This is a genomic window from Nitrospirota bacterium (genome assembly GCA_016212185.1).
In the GTDB taxonomy this organism is placed as follows: domain Bacteria; phylum Nitrospirota; class Thermodesulfovibrionia; order UBA6902; family DSMQ01; genus JACRGX01.
In genome coordinates this window covers 51,604-70,018 of record JACRGX010000061.1, presented here as the reverse complement: position 1 = coordinate 70,018, position 18,415 = coordinate 51,604, and the positions used below count along the sequence as shown (strand labels likewise).

The 18,415-nt window shown below is 44.0% G+C and carries 14 protein-coding genes; 7 read left to right on the top strand and 7 right to left on the bottom strand.

The genetic code is table 11. The features are described from left to right. A partial coding sequence (locus HZA10_07330; GenBank protein MBI5196118.1) for a site-specific DNA-methyltransferase occupies nt 1-418 on the top strand: 418 nt, incomplete at its 5' end. A 224-nt stretch (nt 419-642) separates the two neighbouring features. Next, the gene (locus HZA10_07325) at nt 643-975 is read left to right on the top strand and encodes a nucleotidyltransferase domain-containing protein (protein ID MBI5196117.1); all 333 of its coding nucleotides are present in this window, start codon (nt 643-645) and stop codon (nt 973-975) included. Between the two features lie 78 nt (nt 976-1,053). Here the strand turns inward: HZA10_07325 and HZA10_07320 are convergent, their stop codons facing one another. The 3 genes from HZA10_07320 to HZA10_07310 all read right to left on the bottom strand — a co-directional run bounded on the left by HZA10_07320 (nt 1,054) and on the right by HZA10_07310 (nt 6,939). Continuing rightward, nucleotides 1,054-3,798 carry a pyruvate, phosphate dikinase gene (locus HZA10_07320; GenBank protein ID MBI5196116.1) on the bottom strand — a complete coding sequence of 915 codons (2,745 nt, stop codon included), beginning with the start codon at nt 3,796-3,798 and terminating at the stop codon, nt 1,054-1,056. Between the two features lie 91 nt (nt 3,799-3,889). Further along, a complete protein-coding gene (locus HZA10_07315) occupies nt 3,890-5,926 on the bottom strand; it encodes a glycine--tRNA ligase subunit beta (protein ID MBI5196115.1) in 2,037 nt (678 codons plus the stop codon). A 104-nt stretch (nt 5,927-6,030) separates the two neighbouring features. After that, the gene (locus tag HZA10_07310) at nt 6,031-6,939 is read right to left on the bottom strand and encodes a glycine--tRNA ligase subunit alpha (protein ID MBI5196114.1); all 909 of its coding nucleotides are present in this window, start codon (nt 6,937-6,939) and stop codon (nt 6,031-6,033) included. 254 nt (nt 6,940-7,193) lie between these two features. On the opposite strand from HZA10_07310, the gene HZA10_07305 reads away from it, so the two are divergent. The 5 genes from HZA10_07305 to HZA10_07285 all read left to right on the top strand — a co-directional run bounded on the left by HZA10_07305 (nt 7,194) and on the right by HZA10_07285 (nt 12,281). Beyond that, entirely contained in the window at nt 7,194-8,666 is a 1,473-nt protein-coding gene (locus tag HZA10_07305) for a sigma 54-interacting transcriptional regulator (GenBank protein ID MBI5196113.1), read from the top strand. Nucleotides 8,667-8,789: 123 nt separating this feature from the next. Continuing rightward, nucleotides 8,790-9,467 (top strand): tetratricopeptide repeat protein, encoded by a 678-nt coding sequence (locus tag HZA10_07300; GenBank protein ID MBI5196112.1) that lies wholly within the window; start codon nt 8,790-8,792, stop codon nt 9,465-9,467. After that, nucleotides 9,467-10,138, top strand: coding sequence for a site-2 protease family protein (locus HZA10_07295; GenBank protein MBI5196111.1), 672 nt, complete (start codon nt 9,467-9,469; stop codon nt 10,136-10,138). The genes HZA10_07300 and HZA10_07295 overlap by 1 nt, the downstream gene beginning before the upstream one ends. A 194-nt stretch (nt 10,139-10,332) precedes the next feature. Beyond that, entirely contained in the window at nt 10,333-11,328 is a 996-nt protein-coding gene (trpS, locus tag HZA10_07290; protein ID MBI5196110.1) for a tryptophan--tRNA ligase, read from the top strand. A gap of 335 nt (nt 11,329-11,663) precedes the next feature. Continuing rightward, a complete protein-coding gene (locus HZA10_07285; GenBank protein ID MBI5196109.1) occupies nt 11,664-12,281 on the top strand; it encodes a DedA family protein in 618 nt (205 codons plus the stop codon). Nucleotides 12,282-12,288: 7 nt separating this feature from the next. Here HZA10_07285 and HZA10_07280 read toward each other — a convergent pair whose 3' ends face one another. From HZA10_07280 to HZA10_07265, 4 genes are all read right to left on the bottom strand, one after another. Beyond that, a complete protein-coding gene (locus tag HZA10_07280) occupies nt 12,289-13,470 on the bottom strand; it encodes a (Fe-S)-binding protein (protein ID MBI5196108.1) in 1,182 nt (393 codons plus the stop codon). After that, complete coding sequence (larE, locus tag HZA10_07275) at nt 13,463-14,254, bottom strand: ATP-dependent sacrificial sulfur transferase LarE (protein MBI5196107.1); 792 nt, start codon at nt 14,252-14,254, stop codon at nt 13,463-13,465. The genes HZA10_07280 and larE overlap by 8 nt, the downstream gene beginning before the upstream one ends. A 103-nt stretch (nt 14,255-14,357) precedes the next feature. Continuing rightward, nucleotides 14,358-15,839, bottom strand: coding sequence for an Rne/Rng family ribonuclease (locus HZA10_07270; GenBank protein ID MBI5196106.1), 1,482 nt, complete (start codon nt 15,837-15,839; stop codon nt 14,358-14,360). Continuing rightward, nucleotides 15,824-18,376 (bottom strand): TIGR03960 family B12-binding radical SAM protein, encoded by a 2,553-nt coding sequence (locus HZA10_07265; protein MBI5196105.1) that lies wholly within the window; start codon nt 18,374-18,376, stop codon nt 15,824-15,826. The genes HZA10_07270 and HZA10_07265 overlap by 16 nt, the downstream gene beginning before the upstream one ends. Nucleotides 18,377-18,415: the final 39 nt, after the last annotated feature.

The window sequence follows — 18,415 nt, the reverse complement described above, 5'->3', positions numbered from 1 at the left end:
TTGGTTGTCTGCTGGTAATCCAGTATTGAGAGACATTCACGAATATATTTTAATTTTTTCAAAAGAATCTTTTTCAAGAAAAAGAGGAAGCAAAAAAGATACAATTGCGAAAGAAGATTTTCTTGAGTGGACAAAAAGCGTCTGGACATTTCCAGCAGTCTCTGCACGAAGTATTGGACATCCCGCTCCATTTCCTGAAGAATTACCACACAGATTGATTCAACTATATACTTTCAAGGGCGATGTTGTTTTAGACCCATTCTGCGGTAGCGGCACTGCTTGCCTTACTGCATTGAAAGATGACAGGCATTATATCGGATATGATATTGAACCTTCCTATGTTAAATTAGCAAACCAAAGAATTAAAGAACACTTAAATCAAGTGAATATTTTTGAAAATAAACAGCTTACTCCATAATAATAAAGAGATTTAATGTGTAACAAATCACTCCGGTTCACAATCTTATTTACCTGATTGAAAAAGTTGAACTGCCGTTTCCTGACAATTTTAAAGAATTTGGTATCCAATTAAATTAAGGTCAGCGCTCCTACGCGTTATCCGGAAGAATTAAAAATTCTCGTCAAAGAATATAATAAACAAAGAGCAGACGATATACTTAAAAATACAAAGGGGTTATTAAAATGGCTAAAAGAAAAATTAAAGAAGCAATAAAATATTTAAGGGATTTGTTGTATGAAAAGGGGCTTGAAATTAATAAAATAATACTATTTGGTTCTTATGCAAGGGGAAATTTCAGGGAAGACAGCGATATTGACGTGCTTGTGATTTCAAAGGACTTTAGCGGAAAGGATATCTTTGAGAGGGCAGGAATGTTAGGAGATGTAGAGTGGCGGTTAATAAAAAAATATTTGTTCCCTTTTGATATTATTACCATGTCTCCTGAGGAGTTTAAAAAAGGCGTCTCTCCTGTTTCCCAGTTTGCAAAAAGCGGAAAAGTAGTTTACGGCGAATAGAGTTCGCTGTTACTGCAAAAGAGAGGCGGCTCTTATAAAAAAGCCGCCTCTTTTTAAAACCCATATTTTTAGTTAAACCTATTTCTTCTTTCCCGTTTTCTTTGCGGCTTTTTCCTTGAGCACAGCCTGAGCCGCCGCGAATCTTGCAATCGGCACCCTGTAAGGCGAACAGCTTACGTAATTAAGCCCGATGCTGTGGCAGAATTCAACTGACTTGGGCTCTCCTCCGTGCTCCCCGCATATGCCGAGTTTAAGGTCTTTTTTGACCTTCCTGCCTTTTTCAACCGCCATGCGCATCATGGAGCCGACCCCCTCTGTGTCAATGGTGATGAACGGGTCGTCTTTTAATATCTTGTCTTCCACATAAAACGGCAGGAACCTTCCGGCGTCATCACGCGAAAGCCCGTAAACCGTCTGCGTAAGGTCGTTGGTGCCGAATGAATAAAAGTCTGCAACAGGCGCTATTTCGTCAGATGTTACACAGGCGCGCGGAAGCTCTATCATCGTCCCAACCGTATAAGGCACTTTTATCTTGTAGTCCTTTTGCACCTGCGTCGCAATGGAAATAACAGCCTTCTTCATTTTTATAAGCTCATTCACATGCCCGACAAGCGGAACCATTATTTCAGGAATCACCTTCACCTTATTTTTTGAAAGCTCACATGCCGCCTCCATGATGGCCTGAGCCTGCATCTCATATATCTCAGGATATGTCACGCCGAGACGGCAGCCCCTGTGCCCAAGCATGGGGTTAAACTCATGAAGAGATGCGTTCTTGGCTTTAAGCTGGTCAAAGGAAACACCCATATCATTTGCCAGTTCCATAAGGTCCTTGTCAGTGTGGGGAATAAATTCATGAAGCGGCGGGTCCAGAAGTCTTATGGTTACGGGGAGACCTTTCATAGCCTCAAATATGCCTATGAAGTCCCCCTTCTGCATCGGAAGGAGTTTTGCAAGCGCCTTTTTCCTGCCTTCAACCGTGTCTGAAAGTATCATCTCGCGCACGGCCTTTATCCTGTCGGGACCGAAGAACATATGCTCGGTCCTGCAGAGGCCTATTCCCTGCGCGCCGTAGTTTCTTGCCACAGCCGCATCATTCGGCGTATCTGCGTTGGTCCTGACCTTCAAAGTCCTCACCTTATCCGCCCATGTCATCAATTCCTTGTACCATTTATTATTTTCAGGGTCCGCAGGCATGAGGTTTAACCGCCCCTCGTAAACACGCCCCTTGGTCCCGTTTAATGTAATCCAGTCGCCCTCCCTGACAACCCTTCCGTTTACATGGATTTCTTTTTTCGGCAGGTCTATGTTCAGGGCGGAGCATCCGACAATACAGCATTTCCCCCAGCCTCTTGCGACAAGCGCCGCATGGCTTGTCATTCCGCCTTTTGCGGTAAGTATTGCCTCTGCCGCATGCATCCCGTGAACGTCCTCAGGCGAGGTCTCGTTTCTTACGAGTATCACCTTCTCGCCCTTTTTGGCCCACGCCTCCGCGTCGTCGGCGGTAAAAACCGCTTTTCCTTCAGCGCCTCCGGGGCCTGCCGGCAGTCCCTTTGCCAGCTCAACAGCCTTCTTTTCTGCGGCAGGGTCCACGCTCGGGTGGAGAAGTTCATCAATTTGTTCGGGCTTAACACGCATTATCGCAGTCTCTTTTGTAATTAATTTTTTCTTTGCCATTTCAACTGCCATGCGTATGGCTGACTGGCCGTTCCGCTTGCCGACCCTGGTCTGAAGCATCCAGAGCTTGCCGTCTTCAATGGTAAATTCTATGTCCTGCATGTCTGTATAATGATTTTCGAGTTTTTTCTGGTATGTGAATAATTCCCTGTATAATTTGGGCATGTTTTCTTCAAGCGACGAAAGATGCGCGGTGTCATCGGTCTTTCCCGCCTTGTTCACCGGATTCGGCGTCCTGATGCCTGCAACAACGTCCTCGCCCTGCGCATTGGGAAGCCATTCGCCAAAGAACATATTTTCCCCGGTTGCGGGATTGCGCGTGAAGGCGACTCCTGTCGCGGAATTATCGCCTGTATTGCCAAATACCATTGACTGGACATTAACTGCCGTTCCCCAGTGCTGGGGTATTCCTTCTATCTTGCGGTATGATACAGCGCGCTTTCCCATCCACGACTGAAATACCGCTCCTATGCCGCCCCACAACTGCTCCTGCGGGTCATCAGGAAAATCTTTTTTAAGTGTGTTTTTAATTATTATTTTAAATTCATTGCACAGAAATTTAAGGTCGTCAACCGAAAGGTCAGTATCGCTTTTATAGCCCTTTGCCTTCTTCACTTTTTCCATTGCGTGCTCAAGCTTCATGCGGATGCCTTCTCCGCCTTCAGGCTCAACGCCTGCCGCCTTTTCCATCACGACATCTGAATACATCATCATGAGCCTGCGGTAAGCGTCATATACAAAGCGTTCGTTGCCTGTCTTATTGATAAGTCCGGGAATCGTCTTTGACGTAAGCCCCACATTTAACACCGTCTCCATCATTCCGGGCATGGAACTGCGCGCCCCTGAACGCACTGAAACGAGAAGGGGGTCGTTTGGGTCGCCGAGTTTTTTCCCGATAATTTTTTCAACCCTAAAAAGCGCGGCATCCGCCTGCTTCTCAAGCTCTTTTGGATATTTGCGGTTATTTTCATAGTAAAGAGTGCATACTTCCGTGGTGATGGTAAATCCAGGCGGCACAGGAAGCCTCAGATTTTTATGCCCGGCCATTTCAGCAAGATTTGCGCCCTTGCCTCCAAGGAGATTTTTCATCCCCGCATTGCCGTCTGCCTTGCCGGCGCCGAAAAAATAAACATACTTTTTAGCCATAAAATCCTCCCGAGATAGTTATTGGTTATTCCTAATTTAAAATTTCAGATGCGCACAGTTTTTTATTTTACCATAAATGCATGTCATATATTTACCCTACGATCTTTGAAAAATCACCGAGTGAATTAAAGGCCTCTTTGACCGTTAAAAGCAGCGCCAGCCTGTTGGCCTTAACCGCAGGGTCTTTATCCATTACAAGCACTTTTTCAAAAAAATTATTCACAGGCTCTTTCAGCTCAAAAAGGGCATTGTAATTTTTCCATATCAGTTCTTTGTTTACATGCATAACGGCCTGATGCAGTTCTTTTTCCGCAGGCTCTGCGGGCATGTTTGCATTGAATTGCCCTGCCTTTATTTTTGCAAGGATATTATAAACCCTTTTTGCTGCTGTAACGAGTTCCGGGAAGCCCGGCGTCTCCCTCATGTCAGAAAGCGTTTCAACCCGCTGCTTTATATCCCTGATGCCGCCGCCCTTTGCGGAAAAAACCGAGTCTATGACGTCATAAGCATAGCCCTCATTTAAAAGCATTCCCTCAAATCTCTGATAGAAAAATTTCAGAATCTCCTCGTCAAGAGGCTTCCTTGCAGGAAGATATGCTTCAATGCCCTGCACTGCCTTGTCAACAATCTGCTCAAGGGGAACAACGAAGTCCTTATTGACAAGAATATTAATCACTCCCATGGCCTGACGCCTTAATGCAAACGGGTCTTCAGAGCCTGTTGGCGCAAGTCCGAGGAGAAAAAACGATGCAATATTATCAATCTTATCTGCAATGGAAATTATACTGCCGACTTCGCCTGAAGGCAGGACATCGCCTGAAAACCTCGGCAGGTAATGTTCATAAATTGCTGCAGCAACCTCATCGTCTTCGCCGGAATTCCCGGCGTAAACCATTCCCATATAGCCCTGAAGCTCGGGGAATTCCCTTACAACTCCGGTCACAAGGTCCGCCTTTGCAAGCATAGACGTCTTCAGGACATTTTCCTTTGCAGGCGTGCCGAGCTCATCACATATATATGAAGATAAAAATGCTATCCTCTCCGCCTTTTCATAAAGACTGCCGAGTTTTTCATGAAAAGTGACTTTATTTAATTTCTCAACATAATCCCACAAAGGCTTTTTCCCATCCTCATTGTAATAAAACCTCGCATCCTCAAGCCTGGCCTTCAAGACCCTCTCTGCGCCCCTTTTCACCGCAGCGGAATTTTCAGGCTTTGTATTGCTTACCAGAACAAAATGGGGCATCAGGTTTCCTGCCTTATCTTCCATGGAAAAATATTTTTGATGGCTCCTCATGACTGTGACGATAAGTTCTTTGGGAAGGGAAAGATAAGCAGGGTCAAAATTCCCCATGATAACCATCGGGTATTCAACAAGGAATGTTACTGTGTTTAAAAGTTCAGCGTCCTCATGGACTTTGCCGCCTGCTTTAGACTCAATTTTTTTTGTCTCATCAAGGATTATCCCCCTGCGCTCTGCCGGGTCGGCTATTATGCCGTTTTCCGCTAAGAGATTTTTGTATGATACTGGGTCGTTTATTACAAAAGGTCCCGGGGATATGAATCTGTGGCCAAAAGATTTATTACTGCTTTTTAATCCGTCAAGTTCAAAGGAGATTACCTCTGTGCCGAACATAGCCGTAATCCAGCGTATCGGCCGCGCAAATCTCAAGGTGCTGCCTCCCCATCTCATTGACTTAGGGAACTGAACAGAAGTTATAAGTTTTGGAAGCGCTTCAGAAAGCACATTTATGGTTTCCCTGCCTGTTTCGCTAATCGTGACTGACAGATATTCGCCGCGTTCAGTCCTGACGGTCTTTAATTCCTTCACATCCACGTTGCAGGATTTTGCAAAACCGATAGCAGCCTGCGTCGGATTGCCTTTTTCATCAAAGGCAATTTTTTTAGGGGGACCTGCGATCTCTTTTGTCCGGTCTTTCTGTTTTTCAGAGACATCTTCAATAAATAACGCGAGCCTTCTCGGCGTAGCGTATTTAGAGACATTTCCAAAATCTATGGCGGAGTCTTCAAAAAATTTTACAAGCCCATCCTTCAGGGATTTCACCCCGTCAGGGATAAACCGGGCAGGAATTTCCTCAGTGCCGATTTCTATAAGTAAAGGTTTCATAATTAATATTGTTCAAGATTGTTCAAACAGTTCAACTTTAAACAACTTAAACTATTAATCTTCCCTGTGGCAAAACCACAGGGAATCTAATGTAAGGAATTTCTTTATATTATTCGCTCGCTATCCATTTTAAACAAATTTGAACTGTTTTTTAAGAGCGGGAATCCCATTTCCTCGCGCAGTTTCAGATAGCCCTCAGCGCACTGTTTTGCAAGGTTCCTTACCCGTGCGATATAACCCGTTCTTTCAGCCACGCTCAGAGCTCCCCTTGCATCCAGCATGTTAAACGCATGTGAGCATTTCAGGCAGAAGTCATACCCCGGGAATATCAGCCCCTGCCTGATAAGCCGCAGGGATTCCTTTTCGTACATTTCAAAAAGCCTCAGATGCATGTCGGTGTCAGCCTCGTCAAAATTATATTTTGAAAATTCCACCTCTGTTTCGTGATGAATATCCCCATAACTTATTCCGTCAGTCCATCTGAGGTCAAAGACATTATCAACCTCCTGAAGATACATGGCTATGCGCTCAACCCCGTATGTAATCTCTGCGGATACGGGCTTCAGTTCAAGGCCTCCGACCTGTTGAAAATATGTAAACTGCGTGATTTCCATTCCGTCAAGCCAGACCTCCCACCCAAGCCCCCATGCGCCGAGCGTAGGGGACTCCCAGTCATCTTCCACAAAACGTATATCGTGTTTCTGAACGTCAATGTTTATTTCGGATAAACTTTTAAGGTAGATGTCCTGAATGTCGGACGGGGATGGTTTCAGTATAACCTGATACTGGTAGTAATGCTGGAGCCTGTTTGGGTTTTCTCCGTATCTTCCGTCTGTCGGTCTTCTTGAAGGCTCAACATAAGCGGCGCGCCAAGGTTCAGGCCCTATGACCCTGAAAAAAGTAGCCGGGTTAAAAGTCCCTGCGCCGACCTCAATATCATAAGGCTGATGTATCACACATCCGTAGCGGGACCAAAAGGCATGAAGTTGTAAGATTAACTCCTGTAAATACAATTAGGTATCTTCCGTCTGCATGGGATTATGTCGCTTTACTTTATATAATACTGTTTCAGGGGATTAAAATAAAGAAGTATTAAAACTTTGTCAAATAAAAAATTCTCTCGTTTATTATTTGTTTTCCTTATGTTATTATTCATCGTGTAAATTTTCTTGACAATTACATTTTTCTGAGGTACACTGAAATTATATTAGTCTAATTGCAATTTAATTAGCATATTTTATATACTTAAACACACTTAAAATAAACTATGCAAAGATTAGATGTCAGATGTCAGGTTAACCTCCCTGTAAATGTTATTTTAGACAATATCACCGGCAGGGGAATGGTTGAAAAGAAGGCTAAGTTTTCCGAACTTAGCCTTAGCGGCGCATATCTTGACTACCCTCATCCTCAGCCCGGCAATAAAATCATAGGGCTTAAGTACGAACTTCCGAAGTACGGCGAATTTGAAATCATGGGAGAAATCGTAAGAAAAGACCAAAGCGGAATTGCCGCAAAATTTTATAACGTAAATAGAGACGCCAAGTTAAAACTCTGGGATTATATCAGGGAAAATATAGGAGAAAAAACAACCTGCCCGTATTGCAGTGTTGAAAATGTCCGCAAGCTCAGGACCTGCAATTCCTGCGGCTGGAATCTGAATTTTCACTCTCCTCACTACTTCCTTGAACACGAAAAAGAATCATTCCTTAACAGGCTCGGCACAAGGTGCAGTTCATTCACTCTGGAGGACATCTGTAAGGTGCTCAATTTCATAGATGTTGAAATCCTGAAAGTCGGGAAATGTCTGGATATCAATGAAGAATTCGTAGGCTCAAGCAGGCCGATGCTTGAGGTCTTCTCTATGATAAGAAACGTAGCCACAACAGACCTGCCTGTAGTCATAATCGGCGAAAGCGGGACAGGAAGGGAAATGACCGCCTCTGCCATTCATGAAAGAAGCCTGCGCAAAGACAAGCCTTTTGTCCCGATAAACTGTGCGGCAATTCCCGAAGACCTCCTTGAAGCTGAGCTTTTCGGCTATGAAAAAGGCGCATTCAGCGCAGACCGCAACAACAACAGGACAGGCAAGATTGAATACGCAAACGGCGGAACGTTGTTCCTTAATGAAATTGAGGCGCTCACACCGGACATACAGCCGAGGTTTTTAAAGTTTTTTGATAACAAAATCATTGAGAGGATTGGCGCAAAAACCGGAATAAAGGCAGATGTGCGGCTTATAGTCTCAGCTTCTTCAGATACCAGGTCAACCGCATCAAAAGGCTACTTCGGCAGCGACCTCATTTCCATGCTGAATACATTTAAAATAAATCTTCCGCCTGTCAGTGAAAGAGGAGACGATAAGATAATTCTCGCAAGATATTTCCTGAACAAATTTTCCAAAGAGATGGGCGTATCAAAAATATTTTCAAGGGATGCCGTTGATGCAATAAAAAATTATGACTGGCCCGGAAATGTCAGAGAGATAATAGCCAAAGTGAGAAAATCAATTGTGGTTTCCGCAGACCAATACATAAATCCTCAGGATCTGGACCTGCATCTTCCGCATTTCGGAGCCGACGGATATATTGCCACTCTGAGAGACGCAAGAGATACTATTGAAAAACAAAAGCTGATTGAAGCGCTTGTCACATGCAATAACAATATCACAAAAGTAGCAAAGGCGCTCGGTATCAGCCGCCCGTCCGTATACAGCCTTAAGAAAAAATTCGGCATCTGACTCTTCAATCTGTTATTCCGAATGAAGAATCCCTTTTTACAAGCATTAGGCATAATGTCTTTGTAAAAATAGCTTTTCCCTCAGTGATTAAAGTATAATTATCAAATGAACTCAGGTCAAAAAATGAAGTTTTTTCCATTAATATTTCTGTTCTCAGCTATTTGCCTTGCATCATGCGCTGCACTGCGCACAACTGCGCCGCAGGTAAAGACAGAAGAAAAGCCGCCTGAAGAAGTGAAGAAAACACTTACTCCTGCGGAGCAGGGAGAAAAGGCATTTAACCTGTTCACTGAGATACTCACCTTCACTGAAACCGGCGACAGAGAGGCGGCGCTTCCAAAAATAGAGGCAACATATCTTAAGATAATCGCAGAATATCCTGATACACCACTTGCGCAGGAAAGCTACTGGCGGCTGATTTCAATCTATATAAATGACTATACGCCTCCGCAGTATGAAAAGGCTGAACCCCTTTATTATGAATTTTTGCAAAAATACCCGGGTTCTGGAATGAAAATCCCTGTGGAAGATACCCTGTCGCAAAGCTACCACAAAAACGCTAAATGGGAAAACCTTCTTGCTATACATGCGCAGGCAGTTGATGAATACCGTGAAAAAGGCAGGATTTCCTCACCCGAGCCGTTGTTCATGTATGCGGAGGCAAAGCTCCACACAGGGAGCATTGAAGATGCTGAAAAATACTATAAGGCTGTCATTGATTCCTTTCCAAATTCCTTAAGGGCAACTGTTTCAAAAAAGAGACTTGAAGGCATAACTAACAAAAGGGCAAAACAGCCGTAATGTTAGATCTCTCAAACATTCTCAGACAGCTTGCAGTATCAGCGCTTCCGATACTTATAGCGATAACATTTCACGAGGTGTCTCACGGCTTCGTCGCCAACAAACTCGGCGACCCGACCGCCAGATTAATGGGCAGACTCACGCTTAATCCGCTCGCGCATATTGATCCCGTAGGCACAATAATCCTGCCTTTCATGCTGCTTATTGTCACTAACGGCCAGTTTGTTTTCGGATATGCAAAACCGGTCCCGATTAATCCCATGAATTTTAAAGATTACAGAAAGGGCATGGCTGTTACGGCGGCCGCAGGTCCTGCAACAAATGTCATCCTTGCAATTTTAAGCCTGCTTATCCTCAAGGGCCTTATCATCCCTGCAAATCTGGTGGTTTCTCCGGGCCTCAGTTCTTCCGTGCTCACACCTTTAACATTAATGTTTACATCCAGCATCATAATTAACGTAGTTCTTGCATCATTTAACTTAATGCCGATACCGCCTCTTGACGGAGGCAGGGTGTTTATCGGCTTACTGCCCCATAAGCATGCCGTTTCATACGGCAGGATTGAGCCGTTTGGATTTATAATTGTCATTGCCCTTATTGCCACAGGCCTTGCGGATTATTTTGTAATGCCGCTTGTAAATATTTTCCTTACGTTGTTAAAATTATTTTAGGATTACAATTAAAATATGTTCAACTAGTTTAAATCGTTTAAGCCGTTCAAGATTGAACCATTTAAACAACTTTGAACAATCTTGAACAAGAAGTTAGATTGAACAATGTTAAACTATCCGTTCCTTTTGTTATTGAACAATTTAAACAATGTTGAACAATGTTAAACTATCCGTTCTTTAAAGGAGAATAAAATTTGTCCAAACAAAGAGTGTTAAGCGGGATGCAGCCCAGCGGCAGGCTGCATATTGGAAATCTTGCCGGCGCCCTGCAAAATTGGGTTAAACTGCAGGATAAATATGATTGTTATTATTTTGTAGCTGACTGGCATGCGCTTACATCACAGTATGCCGAGACATCACAGATAAGGGACAACATACAGGACCTGCTTGTCAACCTGCTTGCCGCCGGTCTGGACCCTGAAAAGTCAACTATATTTATCCAGTCTTCTGTTCCCCAGCATGCCGAACTGCATGTCCTTCTGTCAATGATAACGCCATTGGGGTGGCTTGAACGCGTACCTACGTATAAGGAAAAACAGGAAGAAGTGAAAGACAGGGATTTAGCCACTTACGGATTTCTCGGTTATCCCGTGCTTCAGTCCGCAGATATATTAATCTACAAAGCCAACTATGTGCCGGTCGGCATAGACCAGATGTCCCATCTTGAGATAACGAGAGAAATTTGCAGAAGGTTTAATTTCCTCTACGGCGAAACCTTCCCTGAACCCGAAGGGCTTTTGACGGAGTTTCCAAAAGTGCCGGGCCTTGACGGCAGAAAGATGAGCAAGACTTACGGCAACTGCATTTATCTGTCTGATACCCCCGAAGAAGTTGCACAAAAGATAAAGACAATGCCGACTGATCCGCAGAGGGTAAGACGCACTGACAAAGGCGACCCTGAACTTTCACCCGTGTTTCAGCTTCATAAAATTTATTCAACAAAAAAAGAACAGGATGAAGTTGCAGAAGGCTGCCGCACCGCAGGGATTGGCTGTCTTGACTGCAAGACAATCTTGATTAAAAATCTTTTAAAAGTATTGGAGCCTATATGGGCTAACCGCAAGAGACTCATGGAAAAACCAGATGTTATAAAAGATATTGTCCAGTCCGGAACTGAAAAAGCAAGGAAAACAGCCCAAGAAACAATAAATGAAGTTTACAAGGCAATTAAGCTCTACAACTTAAAGTAGTTTATTTAATAAATAGCATAACTTCTTGAATTTAAATATTTTTATAAAATAAATTTTCACATTAAAAATTTTTGTAGACAAGACCAAATCAGATTGTTATAATTAAACCAGCTTCCTGAAGCAGCACCTTGCAGATTAAGTAACAAACAAGAAGATCGTCATAAAGGCATTAGTGTTTTAATTTCGTTTATCAGGATTTCTCAGGTGGATTTCTTAGCAGCATGGCGGCTGATCCGAACCCCTGGGTTTTAGTCAGGCATCAGCCTGACAGAAAAAGGCGTCCTGCATTGTCAGGGCGCCATTTTTTTGCACATTGAGTCTTATCGGGAGATAACATGCAACTTGCGGAAAAGTTTATTGAAGAGGCGGCAAAATACACAACCGGCTTAATCTCAACATGGGGATACCCCGGTGTATTTATTTTAATGGCAGCCGAGTCCACCATGGTCCCCTTGCCAAGTGAACTGGTAATGCCTTTTGCAGGCTATCTTGCATATACAGGGGAATTCAATTTCTTTTTTGTTTCATTTATATCCGCTCTGGGCACCATATTCGGCTCGCAGGCGTCTTATTTCATAGGCAAATACGGCGGCGAGCCTTTTTTGGAAAAATACGGCAAATATCTGCTTATCAACAAAAAAGACCTTGACTGGACTCATCACTGGTTTACAAAGCACGGTGAAAAAACAATCTTTATAAGCAGGTTTGTTCCTGTTGTAAGACACCTGATTTCAATCCCTGCAGGAATTGCTGAAATGAACCTCAAGCGTTTTACCATATTTACCTTTTTAGGCGGCTTCCTCTGGAACACATTCCTTGCGTATCTCGGCTACCTTTTAGGACAAAACTGGACCTTGGTGCACAAATACACAAAGCCGTTCAGCCACGCAATGGTTGTAGTGCTTATTGCAGGGGTAATATACTTCGTTTACAAGCATCTGTATAAAAAATAACAAAACCTCACCCCTGCATCGCCTCGTCAACCATCTCAACCATATGCACTATGTCAATATTAAGATTACCCATTCTTTTAATATTCTCAAGCTGCATCATGCATCCGGGGCAGGAGGTCACAAGCGTTTTTGCGCGCGTATTGGAAATGCTTTCAATCTTTTTGCTCCCTATTTTTTCTGAGAGGCTCCTGAAGCTGACGCTGAAAAAACCGCCGAAACCGCAGCAGTCCCCTGCATCCTGCATTTCAACGAATTCAGCGCCTTCAATATTTTTCAGAATTTCACGCGGCTCGTTCCTTATGCCCAGCCCGTAATTAAGATGGCACGGGTCATGGTATGTAATGGCTCTGGGACTAATCTTAAGCCCCTTAAGCATACCGTTCTTAATAAAGAATTCATTGACATCCATAATTTTTTCAATGCTGCCGCCTATCAGCAGGGGATATTCCTTTCTTATCACCATAGTGCAAGTCGGGCACATGGAAAGTATTGCCTCAGCCCTGATTTTATTGAAAAGCCCTGTATTTTTTTTCGCAAGCGCTATTGCATTCTCTTCAAGTCCCATGGCCCTCATGGGAGAGCCGCAGCAGACCTCGCCTTTAAGCACAATCACCTCATACCCCTTTGCAAGAAGGATGTTCAGAAGGCTGTCGCCAAGGTGCGGGTGAAAATAATTAACGCTGCATCCTGCAAAGATTGCCACCCGGCCTATCCTTTTTGTATTTTTATAAACCTGTGCGCTGTTTTTAAAAGGGACGCGGGCTATTTCAGGAATATACGGCAGTCTGCCCGTTCTGTAAAGCGGATGATATAAAATTTTCTGCAGACTGCGTAAAACAAAGAAAACAGAATTCATCATGGGAAGGGAAAATTTCACAGCCTTCCTGAGCAGACGCCCCCTGCCGTAAAAATCTTTAAGCTTAATCCTTCCGTGATATATTGTCTCTAAAATATCAATGCCGGTCGGACATTGGTCCTTGCATGCGCCGCAGAGAATACAGCTGAAAATTTTTTCGGAAAGTCCTCCGGTGGGTTCAAGCCTGTCAGCATTAACCGCCCCTAACATTGCCACCCTGCCGCGGGCGCCCATTGCTTCATCAAGGAACGTCAGGTATGTGGGACACAGCGCTTTACATGCGCCGCACCTTACGCATTTAAAAAGTTCTTTGCTGTACTGGAGTTCATTCATTCAGGCTTCCGCTTCTGAAGCCCTGAAGGTCCAGTGCAACATACTTAAAACCAATCGTCTTGAAAAAATCAACAGTCTGCATGCGTGTCTCATTATTTTCAAAGACTGCCATATCTTCAGGAATAACCTCAATCCTCACTATATCGCCGTGGTGTCTCACCCTGAATTCTTTCAAACCGAATTTCCTTAGAAACTCTTCAGCTTTCGCAACCATTTGCAGATTTTCAGCAGTAATTTTATGACCGTAGGGAAAGCGCGATGCAAGGCACGGGGCCGCAGGCTTATCCCAGGTCGCAAGCCCGAGTTCAAAAGAGATGTCCCTTATTTCTTTTTTGGTAAGCCCTGCCTCAAGCAGCGGGCTTCTGACGCCGGTCTCAGCCGCGGCGCGCCTGCCGGGCCTGTGGTCATACCTGTCATCTGCATTAGTGCCGTCAAGAATATTGGGAAACCCTTCTTCAATTGCAATCTTCTGCAGCTTGCAGAACAGCTCTTTTTTACAGTAGTAGCACCTCTCAGGAGGATTGCTTGCAAAATTTTCGTCCTGAAGCTCTTTTGTCTCAATTATCCTGTGCGGTACGCTGAGAGAAACCGCAACTTGCTTTGCAAATAAAAGTTCATCGCCCGGAAGGCTTTCTGAAACTGCGGTTACGGCAAGAATGCGCTGAAGCCCTGCCATAGAAGCAGCCTTTAAGACGAGCGTGCTGTCAGCGCCTCCTGAAAAAGCGATTACAGCGCCGTCCATCGGTTTGATTATGTCTATTAATTTTTCTATTTTGCCGTTCATAGCCAGAAAGAAATAGTTCAAAATTGTTCAATATGGTTCAAAAAGTTCAAAAGTTCAATCTTGAACCATTTAAACAACTTTGAACAATCTTGAACAATTTTAATTACGCCGTTGTTATCTCGTAATATTCCTGATGGAAATTCTTATCAGCCTTGATTATCAGCTTCAGTGAATAGGTCTTTTCAATCTCGTCAACGCCTTCCCTTTCCTCTTCATAGAAAAGGTCTGCTACCTGAGGATGCACGGTTACAATTATCTTGCCGTTCTTCTCATCTGAACCTATTTTCCTTAATTCCCTGAATATCTCATAACAAACGGTTACCGGGGATTTTACAAAACCCTTTCCCTCGCAATAAGAACAAGGCTCGCAGAGAGACCTTCCAAGGCTCTCCCTCACCCTTTTCCTTGTCATTTCAATAAGCCCTAACTCAGAAACCTGAAGTATTGTGCTTTTTGCGCGGTCTTTAGTCATGGCCTCCTGAAATGCGGTAAACAGCTTCTTTCTGTTTTCCTCTTTTTCCATGTCAATAAAGTCTATGATTATTATGCCGCCCAGATTTCTGAGCCGTATCTGATACGCAATCTCTTTTACAGCCTCAAGGTTGGTCTTAAGTATTGTATCTTCAAGCGTCACCTTGCCGACGTATTTCCCTGTATTTACATCTATTGCAATCAGCGCCTCTGTCTGGTCAATAAGGATATATCCGCCTGATTTGAGCCACACCTTCCTGCCGAGCGCCTTGGGTATTTCAAGCTCAATGCCGAAGAAATCAAAAATAGGTTCGGGGCTGTCATAAATCTCTATCCTTGATATAAGCTTCGGGAAATAGGTATTAACAAAATCAACGACTCTTTTATACTCAGCCTTTGAGTCAATAATTACCCTGTTCACAGAATGCCCGAGCAGGTCCCTCACACCTCTGAGCACAATGTCAAAATCATTGTAAAGGATATGCGGTGCGCCGACTTTGTCCTTCTTCTGCTGAATATTCTCCCATAATAACATCAGAAATTCTATATCTTTTTTAAGCTCTTCTTCAGTGCATCCTTCGCTTGCCGTCCTCACAATAAGGCCGAAACCCGGACGCTTAATGCTGTTGACGATTTCCTTGAGCCTCGTCCGCTCATTCTCATCAAGAATCCTTCTTGAAATTCCGATATGCTCAACCCCGGGCATAAGCACAAGATACCTTCCCGGAAGGGTTATATACGACGTCACCCTTGCGCCCTTTGTGCCGATGGAATCTTTTGAAACCTGCACAACAATGTCCTGCCCTTCCTGCAAAAGCTCTTCAATCTTTACCAGATGGGGCGGAAATACATCTGTTATATCCTCGCCAAACAGGGAATAGTCAAAATTTGAATACACATCGGCAACATGCAGGAATGCGGCCTTTCCGACTCCCAGGTCAACAAATGCAGACTGCATGCCCGGCAGGATTTTCACAACCTTGCCTTTATAAATATTGCCTACCGGACTAATATCCTTTTTCTTTTCAAAGTACAGCTCGGCAAGCTGGCCTGACTCAAGCAGCGCCAGCCTCGTTTCTTCCCTGTTTACGTTCAACACTATATCATTAGCCATGCTTTCTCCATCTCTCTTTCGGTCATTGAAGGCTTATCTGATTGTTTTTGTCTTTCGGCATGAATACCGGTCCTTTTTATCTCAAGCCCATACAACTCGTCTTTTGACAACCGGAAAACAGCTTCAAGTATTTCATAAAGCCTTACTTTTGTCCCGCCTGCATCCTTCATAGCAAGCCTTAAAATTCCATCACCCATGTCCGCCCCTTCAACCATCTGCCTTATATCAATTGTCCTTCCTTCTCTTGTTATCAGATGCTGAGAGCTCTGCATAAAGTTCAGGAGCAAGTCCCTGTTCAAAAGCGTCTTGTCAGATATTATTTCATATTCGTATTTAAAAATAAAATCATCATTTATTTTTACCCTGACTCCAAGCGCCAAAGCGCGTACAATCCTAAGCCCTTCCGGAAGCACAGCATTCACCTTTGAAATAATTTCACCCGTATTCACAGGGGCATAAACCTCTGCGTCAAAATATTCATTGAGCCCTTCAATGCCGACAGAAAGCGCAGGTCCGAATGATACCTTTGGAAGCGGATGAAAACCATTCGTATAAGTTAGCGGCACTCCCGCCCTTTTCATTGCCCTGAGAAGCGCCCTGACCACTTCAAGGTGTGAGAGATAACGCAGCGCTCCGGTCTTTGAAAAAACCATTCTTATCCGGATTGGTAATGCGTGATGTGTGTCCGTACGGCAGGAAGGCATAATGTCTGACTGCCGTACGTTATATTCTGACTCCTGACTCCTGACTCCTAACCCCTGAATCTTTTCTCCGCATCCCAGCCCGCAGTTGTGACAGACCTGCCTGCAGTTTTCAGTCGTATGCTCCTTAAACGCATTTTGAAATTCATTCATCAGAAATTCTTTTGTAACATCAGTATCAATAATATCCCACGGCAGCTTATCATCAAGTTCATACTCTCTTTCAGCCCGGCTCATTATATCAATGCCTGTCATTTCAGCCGCCTTAAGCCACTTCTGAAAATCAAATGTCTCAGACCACCCGTCAAAGGTACAGCCGAGCTTCCATGCGGTCTCAACAAGCAATGCCATATCCGAATCTCCCCTTGACAGCGCCGCCTCAAGAAGGCTTACTTCAACATGCTGTCCCTTGAAATTAAATCCGCCCCTCTGCAATGTATTCCTGAGATAATCCTGCCTCTTTCTTAATTCTTTAAAAGGCATCTGTCCAAGCCATTGAAACGGAGTATGCGGCTTAGGCACAAAGGCGGAAATGCCGACATTGATATTTACACTGCGCTTTGTTAACTCCCTGCCTTTCCTTGAAGCGTGCCTTACCATGTTCATTATCCCTTCTATATCATGCTCTGTCTCAGTGGGAAGCCCTATCATGAAGTACAACTTTATATTTTTCCATCCGGCGCTGAAAAGCCTCTCAAGAGCCGCATCATAATCCGTATCTTCCAGATTTTTGTTGATTACATTTCTGAGTCTTTTTGTTCCTGCCTCAGGCGCTATTGTAAAGCCTGTTTTTCTGACGCTTTTTATTTCATCAAGCACATCCCTGCTGACAGAGCCTACCCTTAATGACGGCAGTGATATAGCAATGCGCTGATTTAAAAATACCCTGTTAAATGTCTTTATCAAAGGCAAAAGACAGCTGTAATCCCCTGTGCTCAGCGATGTAAAAGAGACCTCTTCATACCCTGTGTTTGCGATTAATTTATGGGCCAGCGATAGGATTTTTTCCGGACTCCTCTCTCTTACAGGTCTGTAAATTATTCCCGCCTGGCAAAAACGGCAGCCTTCAGCGCAGCCCCTTGCCACTTCTATGGCAATCCTGTCATGCACAATAGAGTTAAAAGGCACTACAGTCGCCTCAGGGAAATGCGCCTCATCAAGATTTTCAACAATCCTTCTCTTTATTCTCCGCCTGTCCGGTTTGTGCACTGCCGGAACATAAACACCCTCCAATTCCGAAAGCGCCTTTAATAATTCATCCTTACTTCTGAATTCTGAATTCTGAATTCTGAATTCCTTTCTTTGTCTCTGTCCCCTGACCCTTTCATAAACATCTATAATTTCCTTTACAGCCTCTTCCCCGTCTCCTATGACAAACGCATCTATGAACGGCGCAAGAGGCATAGGGTTCGCCGCACACGGACCGCCTGCAATTATAAGCGGATATTCATCGCCTCTGGCTTCCGCCCTGACAGGAATTCCGCCAAGGTCCAGCATATTTAGCACATTTGTATATGAGAGTTCATATTGAAGGCTGAAACCGACAATATCAAAATCCTTTAAAGGCCTCCTGCTTTCAAGCGATGAGAGCAGTTCCCCCTTCTGCCTCAGATATTTTTCATAATCAATCCACGGCGCAAAGACCCTTTCCGCAGAGGCATATGGGATATTGTTTATTATTGAATATAAAACCTTAAGCCCCAGATGAGACATCCCGATTTCATAAGTGTCCGGAAAGCATAGAGCCGCCTTCACCCGCGCCTCCTGACCCTTACGGATAATATTGACCTCACTGCCAGCGTACCTGCTTGGTTTTTGAAAGTGTGCGATATTCATGAACATTATTCATTATCACACAGGGTATTGTTTAAAATC

Bases quoted from the DNA above. Each gene is read 5' to 3' on its own strand.
- HZA10_07280 (MBI5196108.1), bottom strand. From the start codon at position 13,470: ATGAATGAACTCCAGTACAGCAAAGAACTTTTTAAATGCGTAAGGTGC.
- HZA10_07305 (MBI5196113.1), top strand. From the start codon at position 7,194: ATGCAAAGATTAGATGTCAGATGTCAGGTTAACCTCCCTGTAAATGTT.
- HZA10_07320 (MBI5196116.1), bottom strand. From the start codon at position 3,798: ATGGCTAAAAAGTATGTTTATTTTTTCGGCGCCGGCAAGGCAGACGGC.
- HZA10_07300 (MBI5196112.1), top strand. From the start codon at position 8,790: ATGAAGTTTTTTCCATTAATATTTCTGTTCTCAGCTATTTGCCTTGCA.
- larE (MBI5196107.1), bottom strand. From the start codon at position 14,254: ATGAACGGCAAAATAGAAAAATTAATAGACATAATCAAACCGATGGAC.
- HZA10_07315 (MBI5196115.1), bottom strand. From the start codon at position 5,926: ATGAAACCTTTACTTATAGAAATCGGCACTGAGGAAATTCCTGCCCGG.
- HZA10_07285 (MBI5196109.1), top strand. From the start codon at position 11,664: ATGCAACTTGCGGAAAAGTTTATTGAAGAGGCGGCAAAATACACAACC.
- HZA10_07270 (MBI5196106.1), bottom strand. From the start codon at position 15,839: ATGGCTAATGATATAGTGTTGAACGTAAACAGGGAAGAAACGAGGCTG.
- HZA10_07295 (MBI5196111.1), top strand. From the start codon at position 9,467: ATGTTAGATCTCTCAAACATTCTCAGACAGCTTGCAGTATCAGCGCTT.
- HZA10_07325 (MBI5196117.1), top strand. From the start codon at position 643: ATGGCTAAAAGAAAAATTAAAGAAGCAATAAAATATTTAAGGGATTTG.
- HZA10_07265 (MBI5196105.1), bottom strand. From the start codon at position 18,376: ATGAATATCGCACACTTTCAAAAACCAAGCAGGTACGCTGGCAGTGAG.